Source organism: Serratia sp. BNK-12 (genome assembly GCF_047456085.1).
GTDB classification, from domain to species: Bacteria; Pseudomonadota; Gammaproteobacteria; order Enterobacterales; family Enterobacteriaceae; genus Serratia; species Serratia liquefaciens.
This window is the reverse complement of record NZ_CP179896.1, coordinates 3,907,118-3,922,055: the sequence shown is the minus strand read 5'-3', so window position 1 is coordinate 3,922,055 and position 14,938 is coordinate 3,907,118. Positions and strand designations below refer to the sequence as shown.

Sequence of the window (14,938 nt, the reverse complement as noted above, 5' to 3'; positions counted from 1 at the left end):
ACAATAATAAATTAAATTCAAATTGGCGCGAAAATAAGGTGGCCGTGATGGCCACCTGAGACTGCTGACAAACATATAATGTTTGTCAGCAGTCGCTAAAAGTTTTTAAAATAAATCAGGACAATCAATTTATTGATTTTCGGCTGAATGACACAAAGGGGGAAAAACCACGCTTTTATCCCCCTTTGTCAACCATCTGGGGTGGCCGCGATGGCCACCTCAGCGATTAGAAAATATTGATATCGGCAACGGAAGGGAAGATGTAGCTCGGGCGGAACGGCATGGTTTCCACGTCGTTCAACGTCGAGACGCCGGACAACACCAGCACGGTTTCCAGACCGGCCTGGAAGCCCGCCAGGATATCGGTACGCAGGTTGTCGCCGACGATCACCGTTTCTTCCGAATGCGCCTGCATTTTGTTGAGCGCGGCGCGGATGATCCACGGGCTGGGTTTGCCGACGTAAAACGGCTTGCGGCCGGTGATTTTCTCGATCGGGGCGCACAGCGCGCCGCAGGCAGGCACAAAGCCATGGCCGTGAGTATCCGGGTTGGTCGCGATAAAGCGCGCACCGTTATTCACGAAGTAGGCGGCCTTATGCATCATGTCCCAGTTGTAGGAGCGGGTTTCCCCGACAATCACGAAGTCCGGGTTGATGTCGGTAATGGTGAAACCGGCTTTATACAATTCATGGATCAGCGCGCCTTCGCCCACCACGTAGGCCTTTTTGCCTTCCTGACGGCGCAGGAAATCGGCGGTGGCCATGGCGGAGGTATAAAACGCGCTTTCCGGGACTTCAAGCCCGGCGGCGGAGAAGCGGTTCGCCAGATCCTGCGCAGTCTGCGATGGGTAGTTGGTCAGCACCACCAGCGGCATGCCCTGTTCCTGAATCCGCGCCAGGAAAAGATCGGCGCCGGGAACTGGCGTGTTGTCATGCAGCAGCACGCCGTCGATATCACATATAACGTTTTTGATTGTCATTGTTGCTGTTTCTCATGATTGGCGGCAGGCAAAACGCGAAGATAACACACCTGCCTTAGGCGGCGGATCAGCTTTCCAGCAATCGCTGCAATAGCACGCCGTTGAGCATTGCTCGCTTGGCCAGGGCGAAAGCCCCGATCGCCGAGCGATGATTGAGTTCGGAGGTGACCACCGGCAGGTTCTTGCGGAAGTCCTTCAGCACCTGAGTATTGATGCAGCTTTGGATCGCCGGCAGCAGCACTTTTTCCGCCTCGGTAATTTCACCGGCGATCACCACTTTCTGCGGATTAAACAGGTTAATGGCAATGGCCACGGCTTTGCCGAGGTAGCGGCCGACGTGTTCGATCACTTCGCTGGCCAGCAGATCCCCGCGGTTGGCGGCCTTGCAGATGGCGGAGATGCTGCAGTCGTCGAGTGTCAGCTTGCTCGGGTAGCCCTGAGTCAGTAACTGGCGCACGCGGTGTTCAATCGCGGCGTTAGCGGCGACGGTTTCCAGACAGCCGAAGTTGCCGCAGTGGCAGCGTTCGCCCAGCGGGTCGATCTGAATATGGCCGATTTCGCCGACGTTGCCGTTATTACCCAGGAAAATCTGACCGTTGACGATAATGCCGGCACCGGTGCCGCGGTGCAGACGCACCAGAATGGAGTCTTCGCAGTCGCGGGTGGCGCCAAAATAGTGCTCGGCCAAAGCCAGGCTGCGGATGTCATGGCCGACAAAGCTGGTGACGTTAAAACGTTGCTGCAGGTTGTCTACCAGCGGCCAGTTGCTGACGCTGATGTGCGGCATATAGCGCACCACACCGAGCGCCGGGTCAACCAGACCTGGCAGGATCACCGCGATGGCGATCAGTTCGCGCAGCTTGCGCTGGTAGTCTTCGATAAATTGCGCAATGGCGGTGAACAACGCATTTTCCAGTGTTTCCTGGGTCCTTTCCGGCAGCGGATAGTGCTCTTCACCGAGCGATTTTCCGCTCATGTCGTACAGGGTGATGGTGGCATCATGACGCCCGAGGCGAACGGCCACGGTGTGGAAATGCCGGGTTTCGGAGACAATGGAAATGGCGCGGCGGCCGCCGGTGGAGGCTTGCTGATCGACTTCTTTGATCAGCCCGCGCTCCAACAGCTGGCGAGTAATTTTAGTGACGCTGGCGGGCGCTAGCTGGCTCAGTTCGGCTATTTGAATGCGCGAGATCGGACCCTGTTGGTCGATCAGGCGGTAAACTGCCGCGCCGTTGAGTTGTTTGACTAAGTCAACGTTCCCTATCTGTGCCTGTCCGCCAGTACTCATCAATAATTTTACTCGCTGTCTACCCTTCATACTTCAAGTCGCAGGGGTGTTGGCCGCCTTTACTCACTCAAATCACATACCAGTGTATGCTCATTGAGGTTCGTTCAGTTGCCGCCTACCTGCGACTCGAATTATTTTGGGTATATATGTTAGTTAAACCTCGTTACCGTTAACGAGCGTTTTGGTGATGCTAAAGTCGCGGGTAAACGCGGTCAGGTTTGCCACCTTACCGGCTTCGATCGTGCCTAAACGATCGTCCACGCCGATAGCACGCGCCGGATAGAGTGTCGCCATACGCAGCGCTTCATCCAACGCGATGCCAACGTGTTCAACGCTGTTTTTCAACGCGTCAATCATGGTCAGCGCAGAGCCGCTCAGGGTGCCGTTCTCGTCCACGCACAGCCCATCGCGATAGTATATTGTTTTACCGGCAAAAATAAATTGGTCAATATCGGCACCCGCCGGGGCGGTGGCGTCGGTGACCAGCACCAATTTATCACCTTTCATGCGTTTGGCGTTACGGATACTCGCCCAGGCCACGTGATGGCCGTCGGCGATAATGCCGGTGTAGACTTCAGGCGTGTCGAAAATTGCCCCCATCAGCCCCGGTTCGCGCCCGGTGATATACGGCATGGCGTTATACAGGTGCGTGGCGAAAGTGATGCCGGCAGCAAAACCGGTGCGGGCCTGTTCGTAAGTCGCATTCGAGTGACCGGCGGACACCACGATGCCGGCGTCGGTCAGTTGCTTGATAAAGTGTGGCTCTACCATTTCCGGCGCCAGCGTCACCTTGGTGATCACATCGGCATTCGCGCACAGGTAGTCGATCATCTCGCTGGTTGGCTTGCGGATAAACGCCGGGTTATGGGTGCCTTTTTTCAACGGGCTAAGGTACGGCCCTTCAAGGTGCAGACCCAACGCCTGATTCTGGTGTTTTTTCAGATAAGCGCGCATCACTTCGATGCTGTGCTTCATAAATTCGTCGCTGCTGGTGATCAGCGTCGGCAGATAGCTGGTGCAGCCGGATTTTTCGTTGGCACGCTGCATAATTTCCAGCGTCTCTTCCGAAATGGCGTCCAGCGAATCGTTAAATTGCACGCCGCCGCAGCCGTTAAGCTGCACGTCGATCAAACCGGGGGCCAGGATAGCGCCACCCAGATCGCGCGTTTCAATGCCGGCCGGCAGTTCAGCCAGCGGGCAAACTCGTTCAATCAGCCCATCAGCGATTACCACTGCATGGTCGTCAAGTACGTCGTGGCCGGTAAAAATACGGCCGTGGGTTAAAGCGAACATCGTAGCCCCCTGCAGGAATTAAAGACTCTTCACGCTTTCCGCTTCTAATTCGCGGAAATACTTAACGGTTTTGACTTTCAGCTCCATGGTGGATGGCTCATCGCACACCACAACGGCTTTGGCATGCAACTGCAGGCAACTGATGGTCCACATGTGGTTGATGTTGCCTTCCACAGCGGCTTCCAGCGCCTGAGCCTTGGCGTGGCCGGTCACCAGAATCATCACTTCCTCAGCGTCGAGCAGCGTGCCCACGCCTACGGTCAGTGCAAACTTCGGTACCAGGCTAACGTCGCCGCCAAAGAAGCGGGAGTTGGCGATGCGGGTATCTTCGGTCAGGGTTTTGATGCGAGTGCGCGAGGCCAGAGATGAAGCCGGCTCGTTAAACGCGATATGACCGTCGATGCCAACGCCACCCATGAACAGGTTGATCTTGCCGTAGGATTTGATTTTCGCTTCGTACTGGCGACACTCGGCATCAACGTCCGGTGCATTACCATTCAGCAGGTTGATATTTTCGCGTGGGATATCAACGTGATCAAAGAAATTACGGTACATGAAGGTATGATAGCTTTCCGGGTGTTCCTGCGGCAGGCCAACGTATTCATCCATGTTGAAAGTCACCACATGCTTAAAGCTTACTTCACCTGCTTTGTGCATCGCAATCAGATGTTTGTACGCTTCCAGCGGAGTGCCGCCGGTTGGCAGGCCGAGCACAAACGGACGCTCCGCAGTAGGCTTGAATGCGTTGATGCGCTGGACGATATGGCGTGCGGCCCATTTGCCGACTTGTGCAGTATCTTTCAGTGGGATAAGTCTCATCTAACACCTCTTGGGGTAAGTAAACTAAAGCTATACTGGTTCGTGCCTGAACGAGAGTCTTAAGCCTAACCCAGGTTTATGATTCTCACGTGATGCGTCAGGTTCGATGATTTTTTTAATGATAAAATAAGTTTTGTGTGATGGCTAGCAATGTGGCAGCTTAAGACTGCTTTTTGGTGATATAAATCACAAAAAAGGAGGTTTTAATTTGCGATACGAAATAATTTTTTTACACTCCACTTTGTTGTCGTTCGTCCAGAGTTAATCGCAGTGTGTGATGGCGCTAGCGTAAAATATGATAAAGCCCATAAAAGGGCATTAGGGGGAATATTAAGGTGAACATACTCGGCTTTTTCCAAAGATTGGGCAGGTCGTTGCAACTGCCAATCGCAGTACTGCCCGTGGCGGCGCTTTTGCTCCGCTTCGGCCAGCCCGACTTACTCAATATTTCGTTCATCGCACAGGCCGGTGGATCAATCTTTGATAATTTGGCGTTGATCTTCGCTATCGGTGTGGCAGCAACCTGGTCGAAAGACAATGCTGGTTCAGCGGCACTGGCGGGTGCGGTAGGTTACTTCATCCTGACTAAAGCGATGGTCACCATCAACCCGGCGATCAATATGGGCGTGCTGGCCGGTATTATTACCGGTCTGGTGGGCGGGGCGGTTTATAACCGCTGGTCCGGCATCAAACTGCCTGAGTTCCTTTCCTTCTTCGGCGGTAAACGCTTCGTTCCTATCGCAACCGGCTTTTTCTGTTTAATCCTTGCGGCGATCTTTGGTTATATCTGGCCACCGGTTCAGAATGCCATCCACGCCGGCGGTGAATGGATTGTGTCCATGGGCGCTGTGGGTTCCGGCATCTTCGGTTTCGTTAACCGTCTGCTGATCCCAACCGGCTTGCATCAGGTATTGAACACCATCGCCTGGTTCCAGATTGGTGAATTCACCAATGCCGCAGGCACCATCTTCCACGGTGACATCAACCGCTTCTACGCGGGCGACGGCACTGCCGGGATGTTCATGTCCGGCTTCTTCCCAATCATGATGTTCGGTTTGCCGGGTGCGGCACTGGCCATGTATTTCGCTGCGCCGAAAGAGCGTCGCCCAATGGTTGGCGGTATGTTGCTGTCTGTGGCACTGACCGCGTTCCTGACCGGTGTGACCGAGCCGCTTGAATTCCTGTTCATGTTCCTGGCTCCGCTGCTGTATCTGGTCCATGCCATTTTGACCGGTATCAGCCTGTTTGTAGCCACCCTGCTGGGCATTCACGCCGGCTTCTCCTTCTCTGCAGGCGCCATCGACTATGTGTTGATGTACAACCTGCCGGCCGCCAGTAAAAACGTCTGGATGCTGGTCGTGATGGGTCTGGTCGCCTTCGCGGTGTACTTCGTACTGTTCTCCATCATTATCCGTGCATTCAACTTGAAAACTCCGGGTCGTGAAGATGCGTCTGACGATATCGTTGCACCGGAAGCCAACAGCAACACCGACGAAGGCTTGCGCGCGCTGTCTCGCAGCTATATCGGTGCCATCGGCGGTTCAGACAACCTGACCGGCATTGATGCTTGCATCACCCGTCTGCGTCTGAGCGTGAAAGATTCTTCGAAAGTGCTTGATGCAAGCTGCAAACGTCTGGGTGCCTCCGGCGTGGTGAAACTGAACAAGCAAACCGTTCAGGTCATCGTGGGTTCTAAAGCGGAAGCCATTGCCGACGGTATGCGTGCGGTTATTGCAGCCGGTCCGGTTCCTGCGGCAGAAGTGGCACCGGCAGCCGGTGTGACCGCAGTAAAAGCACAGGCGGTGCCTAATGCGGTGAAAGTGGCCTTCGAGTCGCTGGTGGCTCCGGTTACCGGTGAAGTAGTGGCGCTGGATCAGGTTCCTGATGAAGCCTTTGCCAGCAAAGCGGTAGGTGACGGTCTGGCGATTCGCCCAACGGATAAAACCGTCGTGGCGCCAGCTGACGGCACCATCGTGAAAATCTTCAACACCAACCACGCCTTCTGCCTGGAAACCGACAAGGGTGCGGAGATTGTGGTGCACATGGGTATCGACACCGTGGCATTGAACGGTCAGGGCTTCAAGCGTCTGGTTGAAGAGGGCGCTGAGGTGAAAGCCGGCCAGCCAATCCTTGAACTGGATCTGGACTTCCTGAACGCCAACGCACGCTCGATGATAAGCCCGGTAGTGGTCAGCAACGCTGACGATTACGCCGGCCTGTCGGCGCTGGCGACCGGTTCTGTGGTCGCAGGCCAGACCAAACTGTTCGAGATCCAAAAGTAAACCGATTTACCTGAGTAGTACCCGGGGTGTTTAACGAGTCATGACGGAACGCACCCTACCTTTGGCGGGAAGAGAGCAATCTCTTCCCGCTTTTTTATTGGCGATAGGTGACGAAAGCTGCCCCGTTGTGGTGCGGCGATCTGTCGTGGTGCAACGCCCCGCATTTTTCGTGAAACAAACGGTTGTTTCCGGGCGTGGCTTGTTGGATCATAGGCGGTTATGTGTAGCGCTTTGCATTGAGGAATAGTGAAATGAGTGAGGCTGAAGCCCGCCCAACCAATTTTATCCGTCAGATCGTCGATGAAGATCTGGCTTCAGGGAAACATACGTCGGTACATACCCGTTTCCCGCCGGAGCCGAATGGTTATCTGCATATCGGCCATGCTAAATCCATTTGCCTGAACTTTGGCATCGCCAAAGATTACCAGGGCCAGTGCAACCTGCGTTTCGATGACACCAACCCGGTAAAAGAAGATATCGAGTTCGTTGAGTCGATCAAACACGACGTGGAGTGGCTGGGCTTTGAGTGGAGCGGCAACGTCCGTTACTCCTCAGATTACTTCGATCAGTTGCACCAGTATGCGGTAGAGCTGATTAACAAAGGGCTGGCCTACGTCGACGAGCTGTCGCCTGAGCAAATCCGCGAATATCGCGGCAGCCTGACCTCGCCGGGCAAAGACAGCCCGTACCGCGGTCGCAGCGTGGAAGAAAACCTGGCGCTGTTCGAAAAAATGCGCAACGGCGAATTTGCCGAAGGTAGCGCCTGCCTGCGTGCCAAGATCGACATGGCGTCACCGTTTATCGTGATGCGCGATCCTGTGCTGTACCGCATCAAGTTCGCGGAACACCACCAGACCGGCAACAAATGGTGCATCTACCCGATGTACGATTTCACCCACTGCATTTCCGATGCGCTGGAAGGGATCACCCATTCGCTGTGTACGCTGGAATTCCAGGACAACCGTCGCCTGTATGACTGGGTGTTGGACAACATCACCATCCCTTGTCATCCGCGTCAGTACGAATTCTCACGCCTTAATCTCGAATACGCCATCATGTCTAAGCGCAAGCTGAACCAGTTGGTGACCGAGAAAATCGTTGAAGGCTGGGATGACCCGCGTATGCCGACCGTTTCCGGCCTGCGTCGTCGTGGCTATACCGCCGCATCCATCCGCGAATTCTGCCAGCGTATCGGCGTGACCAAGCAGGATAACAACGTTGAAATGGTGGCGCTCGAAGCTTGCATTCGTGAAGAGCTGAACGACAACGCACCGCGTGCGATGGCGGTGCTGGATCCGGTTAAGATTGTCATTGAAAATATGACTTCCGGCGTGGAAATGGTGACGATGCCTAATCACCCGAACAAGCCGGAAATGGGCAGCCGTGAAGTGCCGTTCAGCCGCGAGGTTTATATCGACCGTGCTGACTTCCGCGAAGAAGCCAACAAGCAATACAAGCGTCTGGTGCTGGGGAAAGAAGTGCGTTTGCGTAATGCCTACGTGATCAAAGCGGAACGCGTGGAGAAAGACGCTGAAGGCGAGATCACCACTATCTTCTGCAGCTACGATCCGGATACCTTGAGCAAGGATCCTGCCGATGGCCGTAAGGTGAAAGGCGTGATCCACTGGGTGTCTGCCGAGCACGCGTTGCCGGCGGAAATTCGCGTGTACGATCGTCTGTTCAACGTGCCAAATCCGGCAGCGGCAGAGGACTTCCTTGCCACCATTAACCCTGAGTCGCTGGTAATCAAGCACGGCTTTGTGGAGCCAAGCCTGGCAACTGCACAGCCGGAAAAAGCCTATCAGTTCGAGCGTGAGGGCTATTTCTGCGCCGATAATCGTTACTCCTCGGCAGAGCATCTGGTGTTTAACCGCACCGTTGGTTTGCGCGACACCTGGGCTAAAATCGGTGCCTGAGTGATAAGTGGTTAACGCAATAAGAGCGCAACTTCGGTTGCGCTTTTTTTATGTCTGTCGCCGTTATTTACCTTTCCTGTTGCGATGTAGTTCGCTCAATCCATGTTTAAATTTTTCTCTGGCCGTTGTATCCGTAATTTCTTGATATAAATCATCACTCATATAACATTGTCTTATATATTCGTGATGCGAATTAATGTCATTTAGAGAGCGCTCTCATATTTTTTCCTCTGGCTGACTTTTTTGATTCGGCTGAAACCATTAATCGTCTTATATTGACCTCATATCATTATTTATTCTGATTTTATTGAATTTTTTATTCGACACTCTCCTTGCATAGCCGCGTAACAAAATCTCATCGATATGTGCTCTTTGTCATACTTTGACAAATCTCTCTGATATTTCATTTGATAATTCGCGTCGCGAAAAATAGTCTGTCTGTAGCAATAAGTGCTGTGGGGTTTTAGCCCTGTCAGCAATATTTTTTACCCGATTGGGTTTTTATTGGCAGTCGTGCAGGGCAGTGGTGAACACGGGCGGCTGCAACTTTTAAAGTTAAGTCAAAGAGGAATTTCATTATGGGTACGCACGGTGCTCAGCGTAAAACGCTGGCGCTCGCAGTCGCGGGTGCGCTGTTGGGAACAGGGTTTGCCATGGCCCCTGAGGCGAAAGCCGCAGGATTTATCGATGATTCCACGATGACCGGCGGCGTATATTACTGGCAACGTGAGCGTGACCGTAAAGATCTCAATCCGACCAGTGACGATTACAATAAATACACCACCAACTTGTCGCATTCGACGGCCAACCTGAGCCTGGATTTTTCCTCGGGCTATGCCTGGGACATGTTCGGCCTGGACGTCGGCGCCTTTACCGCCATCGAGCTGGCTGAATCCAGCGCCAGCGGCCACCCGAATGAAATCGCGTTCTCTTCCAAAAACCGTACCTACGATGAAGACTACTCCGGCGACAAAGGCGGCATCAGCCTGTATAAAGCCGCCGGTAAATTCAAATATGGCCCCGTCTGGGCACGTGGCGGTTATATCCAGCCAAGCGGCCAAACTCTGTTGGCGCCGCATTGGAGCTTTATGCCCGGCACCTATCAGGGTGCAGAGGCCGGTGCCAAGTTTGACTACGGCGATGCCGGTGAGTTGAGCTTCTCTTATATGTGGACCAATAAATATAAAGCGCCATGGCATATCGAGATGGACGACTTCCGCCAGAACGATAAAAAAACCGGTGTCTCCTATCTGCACTCGCTGGGTGCCAAATACGACTTCAAAAACGATTTGGTGCTGGAGGCGGCATTCGGCCAAGCCCAGGGCTATGTGAATCAGTACTTCACCAAGGCGTCTTATAAATTCGATCTGGTAGGCAACCCGCTGACCACCAGTTACCAATTCTATGGCACCGAAGACCGCATTAACGACAAGAACGACCCGAACAGTATTTACGACGGCCTGGCCTGGCTGCAGGCGCTGACCTTTGGTTACACCACTGGCCAGTTCAACTGGCGCCTGGAAGGGACCATGGTCAAGGCCGAAGGCAACCAGGGCTACTTCCTGCAGCGTATGACGCCAACCTATGCTTCTTCCAACGGCCGCCTCGACGTGTGGTGGGATAACCGTTCCGACTTTAACGCCAACGGCGAAAAAGCGGTTTATGCCGGGGTGATGTACGACCTGAGCAACTGGAACCTGCCGGGCATGGCGGTGGGCGGTTCTTACGTTTACGCCTGGGACGCTAAACCGAGCACCAACCCTATGTACGATCAGAGCCAGCGTCTGAAAGAGAGCGCCTGGAGCCTGGACGCCATGTATACCATTCAGGAAGGCCGCGCCAAAGGCACGCTGCTGAAACTGCATTACACCCAATACGACAACCACACCAATATCCCAAGCTGGGGCGGGGGCTACGGCAACATCTTCCAGGACGAGAAAGACGTCAAATTCATGGTTATCGCGCCATTCACCATTTTCTAAACATACCCAGAGCTTGCGAGTTGCAGCTGGTGCAGATAACAACGCTGCGGCTTGAAAGATCGCGGGTATATTCCCCGGCGGCAGCGCCGGGGTCATTTAACGGGAATAACACGATGAAAAAAATCATGATGATGTTGGCTGCGGTAGCCACGTTGAGCGCCTGCGTACAGCCTGCGGCGCCGCCGGAAGATGCCAAATTGAAACAGGCCTACAGCGCCTGTATCAACACCGCGGAGGGCTCACCGGAAAAATTGCAGTCATGCCAGGCAGTGCTGAACGTACTGAAACAAGAGAAACAGCATCAACAGTTCGCCGAGAAAGAAACGGTGCGGGTGATGGATTATCAAAACTGCATTCAGGCAGTTCATAGCGGTAACGGCCAGGCTTATGACGCCAAATGTGGCCAGATTTGGAAAGAGATCCGCGATAACAACAATTAAGGACGATGATAAAAATGAATAAATTCAAATTGAGCGCGCTTGCCGCACTGACGGCAACCATTGGGTTATTTGGCAGCGTGGGGAACGCGATGGCCAATCAGCCGCTGGTGGATCAACTGAGCCAGCTGAAACTGAATTTGAAAATGGTCGATAACCGGGCAGCCGAAAACGGTCTGGATTGCGGCAAGTTGGGTGCTGACTGGGCGGCTTGCAACAAGGTACTGATCGGCCTGACCAACGACAATCAGGAGATCAACGGTCAGGACTGGGCGATTTACTTTCACAGCGCTCGTCAGACCCTGCGGGTGGATAACGACCAGTTCAAGATATCTCACCTGACCGGTGATCTGTACAAGCTGGAACCTACCGACAAATTTACCGGCTTCCCTGCGGGGAAAACGGTAGAGATCCCGATTATCACTGAATATTGGCAACTGTTTAAAACCGACTTCGTGCCACGTTGGTACGCCACCTCGGGCGATGCCAAGCCTAAAATTCTGGTCAATACCGATACCGAAGATCTGAACCAGTTCGTTGCGCCCTTTACCGGCGACCAGTGGAAGCGTACCAAAGACGACAATAACATCCTGATGACGCCGGCCTCACGCTTTACGAAAAACGCCGAGCTAAAAACCTTACCCACCACGTCGTTACGCGGTCAGATAGTGCCAACGCCGTTGCAGGTTAAAGTGCATGCGCAGGATGTTGATCTGAGCAAAGGCGTTGCATTGGAGCTGAGCGCATTGTCCAAACCGGCGGCGGACGCCGTTGCCCAGCGTTTCGCGCTGTTGGGAATAACCAGTAACGCAGCCGGTTATCCGATCAAAACCGATATCCAACCGGGAATATTCAAAGGCGAACTGGCGGTACCGGGCGCTTATGAATTGATCATCGGCAAGCAGGAAGCGCGAGTCATTGGTTTCGATCAGACCGGGGTGTTCTATGGCCTGCAGTCCATCTTGTCATTAGTGCCTACCGAAGGCAGCGTAAAAATCGCTACGCTGGAGGCCAAAGATGCGCCGCGCTTCCAGTATCGTGGCATCTTCCTGGATGTCGCACGTAACTTCCACCAGAAGGATGCGGTGTTGCGCTTGCTGGACCAAATGGCGGCGTACAAGCTCAATAAATTCCACTTCCATCTGAGTGATGACGAAGGTTGGCGCATCGCCATTCCGGGCTTGCCGGAACTGACCGAAGTCGGTGGGCAGCGTTGCCACGACTTGAGCGAAACCACCTGCCTGTTGCCGCAGTATGGCCAGGGGCCGGAGGTTTATGGCGGCTTCTTCTCTCGCCAGGATTACATCGACATTATCAAGTACGCCAAGGCGCGTCAGATTGAAGTGATCCCGGAAATCGATATGCCGGCGCATGCCCGTGCGGCGGTGGTCTCAATGGAAGCGCGCTATAAGAAACTGCATGCCGCCGGTAAAGAACAAGAGGCCAACGAGTTCCGTTTAGTGGATCCAACCGATACCTCTAACACCACCTCGGTGCAGTACTTCAACCGCCAAAGCTATCTCAACCCTTGCCTGGATTCATCCAAACGTTTTGTCGACAAGGTGATCGGCGAGATTGCCCAGATGCATAAAGAGGCCGGGCAGCCGCTGAGTACCTGGCACTTTGGCGGTGACGAGGCGAAAAACATCCGGTTAGGTGCTGGTTATACCGATGTGAACAAGCCGGAAGCCGGCAAAGGCATCATCGATCAGAGCAAAGAAGACAAGCCATGGGCAAAATCTCAGGTCTGCCAGGCGATGATCAAAGATGGCAAGGTCGCCGATATGGAGCACCTGCCAAGCTACTTCGGAGTAGAAGTCAGCCAATTGGTGAAAGCGCATGGGATCGACAGAATGCAAGCCTGGCAGGATGGCCTGAAAGATGCCAAAAACGCCAAGGCCTTTGCTACCCAGCGTGTCGGGGTTAACTTCTGGGATACGCTGTATTGGGGCGGGTTCGACAGTGCCAACGACTGGGCGAACAAGGGCTACGAACTGATCCTTTCAAACCCGGATTATGTCTACATGGACTTCCCGTATGAGGTGAACCCGGACGAGCGCGGTTACTACTGGGGAACGCGTTTCAGCGACGAACAGAAAATGTTCAGCTTTGCGCCAAACAACCTGCCGCAAAACGCCGAAACCTCGGTTGATCGCGATGGTAATCACTTTACCGCCAAGAGCGACAAGCCCTGGCCGGGGGCTTACGGTATTTCCGCGCAGATGTGGAGCGAAACCCAGCGAACCGACGAACAAATGGAGTACATGATCTTCCCTCGTTCGCTGTCGGTGGCTGAGCGCGCATGGCACCGGGCAGAGTGGGAGCAGGATTACCGGGCGGGCCGGGAGTATAAAGGCGGCGAAACCCACTTCATCGATACCAAGAAGCTGGACCGCGATTGGTTGCGCTTTGCCAACCTGCTCGGTCAGCGTGAGCTGGCAAAACTGGACAAAGGTGGCGTGAACTACCGGTTGCCGGTGCCAGGCGCCCGAGTTGTGGGGGGCAAGCTGGAAGCCAATATTTCGCTGCCGGGTCTGGGCATTGAATATTCCACCGACGGTGGCAAGCAATGGCAACGTTACGATGCCAAGGCCAAGCCTGGGGTTAGCGGTGAAGTACAAATCCGCGCTGTGAGCCCGGACGGCAAGCGTTACAGTCGCGCCGAGAAAGTGTAACTCCTGAACCACGGCCCGTCTGTTCGCAGGCGGGCCGTTATTGATGGTTAACAGCAGCGACCGGCGGTAATCAGCGATGAATTCGATACGGCTGACCTTTATGGTCGTTGCTTTTTTTTCTGGCATTGCCGGGGCACTGCAAATACCGACCCTGAGCCTGTTCCTCACCACCGAGGTTCGGGTGACTTCATTATGGGTCGGTTTTTTTTATGCGGTTAATGCCGGGGTCGGCATTATTGTCAGTTTTTTGCTGGCGAAAAAATCAGATCGTCAGCGTGACCGGCGCCATTTGATTTTAATCTGTTATTTATTGGCGGCGGGAAACTGTCTGCTATTTGCTTTTAATCGCAATTATCTGACGTTAATTACCGCAGGCGTGCTGTTAACCGCCATCGCCAATACTGCGATACCACAGTTATTCGCCCTGGCGCGTGAATACGGGGAACGGTCATCGCAAAACGTGGCGATGTTCAGCGCCATCATGCGCGCCCAACTCTCTCTGGCCTGGGTTTTTGGCCCGCCATTGGCTTTTATGCTGGTGGTGAATTATGGCTTTACGGCGATGTTTATGTTTGCTGCCGGCATATTCCTGCTGGTCACGCTGCTGGCCTGGTGGATATTACCCGAGGTGGCTCGCCCGCCTGTGGGCAATGAAATCGGCATACCGCAAAAAACGTTCTTCGATAAAGATATTAGCCGGTTGTTTTTCGCCTCGGTATTGATGTGGACCTGCAGCGCCATGTATCTGATTGATGTGCCGCTGTATATCACGGCCGAGTTGGGTTTGCCGCAAAGTCTGACCGGTTGGATGATGGGCATCGCGGCCGCGATAGAAATCCCCATCATGATCCTGGTAGGCCGATATGTAAATCGGGTGGGCAAGCGCCTGATGATGGCGGGGGCGATGGTGGCCGGCATACTGTTTTATGCCGGGATGCTGTGGTTTACCTCGGCCGCTGGGTTGCTGGTCTGGCAGCTGTTTAACGCGATATTTATCGGCATTCTCGCCACCGTCGGCATGCTGTATTTCCAGGACTTGATGCCGGAGCGGGCGGGCATGGCCACCACGTTGTTCACCAACAGCATTTCCACCGGTGTGATCCTGGCCGGAATATTACAAGGGATCCTGACCGAGTACGGGCCGCATTCCTCCGTTTATCTGTTAGCCATATTACTGCTTTGTATTGCTTTACCTGTCGGTTTTAAAACCCGGGAAGTCTAGGTGGTTTCTGAGTGAGTCGTTTATTTTTAAACACAAACAAGGATA

General features: G+C 53.9%; 10 protein-coding genes. 6 read left to right on the top strand and 4 right to left on the bottom strand.

The window, feature by feature from the left end:
- Positions 1 to 226: 226 nt before the first annotated feature.
- The 4 genes from ACMGG1_RS18275 to nagB form a co-directional block, all read right to left on the bottom strand.
- On the bottom strand, positions 227 to 979 hold the full coding sequence (locus ACMGG1_RS18275) for an HAD-IIA family hydrolase (RefSeq protein WP_020825637.1): 753 nt from the start codon (positions 977 to 979) through the stop codon (positions 227 to 229).
- Between the two features lie 67 nt (positions 980 to 1,046).
- Entirely contained in the window at positions 1,047 to 2,267 is a 1,221-nt protein-coding gene (gene nagC / locus ACMGG1_RS18270; RefSeq protein ID WP_020825638.1) for a DNA-binding transcriptional regulator NagC, read from the bottom strand.
- Between the two features lie 153 nt (positions 2,268 to 2,420).
- Entirely contained in the window at positions 2,421 to 3,560 is a 1,140-nt protein-coding gene (nagA, locus tag ACMGG1_RS18265) for an N-acetylglucosamine-6-phosphate deacetylase (protein WP_020825639.1), read from the bottom strand.
- Between the two features lie 18 nt (positions 3,561 to 3,578).
- The gene (gene nagB / locus ACMGG1_RS18260; protein WP_020825640.1) at positions 3,579 to 4,379 is read right to left on the bottom strand and encodes a glucosamine-6-phosphate deaminase; all 801 of its coding nucleotides are present in this window, start codon (positions 4,377 to 4,379) and stop codon (positions 3,579 to 3,581) included.
- 335 nt (positions 4,380 to 4,714) lie between these two features.
- Between nagB and nagE the strand changes: the two genes are divergently transcribed.
- The 6 genes from nagE (at position 4,715) to ACMGG1_RS18230 (ending at position 14,893) form a co-directional block, all read left to right on the top strand.
- Positions 4,715 to 6,661: a PTS N-acetyl glucosamine transporter subunit IIABC gene (gene nagE, locus ACMGG1_RS18255; protein ID WP_041414298.1), complete on the top strand. Its 1,947-nt coding sequence runs from the start codon at positions 4,715 to 4,717 to the stop codon at positions 6,659 to 6,661.
- A 251-nt stretch (positions 6,662 to 6,912) separates the two neighbouring features.
- A complete protein-coding gene (gene glnS, locus ACMGG1_RS18250; protein WP_020825642.1) occupies positions 6,913 to 8,577 on the top strand; it encodes a glutamine--tRNA ligase in 1,665 nt (554 codons plus the stop codon).
- Between the two features lie 578 nt (positions 8,578 to 9,155).
- On the top strand, positions 9,156 to 10,559 hold the full coding sequence (gene chiP / locus ACMGG1_RS18245; protein ID WP_414160915.1) for a chitoporin ChiP: 1,404 nt from the start codon (positions 9,156 to 9,158) through the stop codon (positions 10,557 to 10,559).
- 113 nt (positions 10,560 to 10,672) lie between these two features.
- A complete protein-coding gene (gene chiQ / locus ACMGG1_RS18240; RefSeq protein ID WP_020825644.1) occupies positions 10,673 to 10,999 on the top strand; it encodes a ChiQ/YbfN family lipoprotein in 327 nt (108 codons plus the stop codon).
- Between the two features lie 14 nt (positions 11,000 to 11,013).
- A complete protein-coding gene (locus ACMGG1_RS18235; protein WP_414160914.1) occupies positions 11,014 to 13,671 on the top strand; it encodes a beta-N-acetylhexosaminidase in 2,658 nt (885 codons plus the stop codon).
- A gap of 76 nt (positions 13,672 to 13,747) precedes the next feature.
- Positions 13,748 to 14,893, top strand: a complete 1,146-nt coding sequence (locus ACMGG1_RS18230) for an MFS transporter (protein ID WP_128864467.1) — start codon at positions 13,748 to 13,750, stop codon at positions 14,891 to 14,893.
- The last annotated feature ends 45 nt before the right edge of the window (positions 14,894 to 14,938 follow it).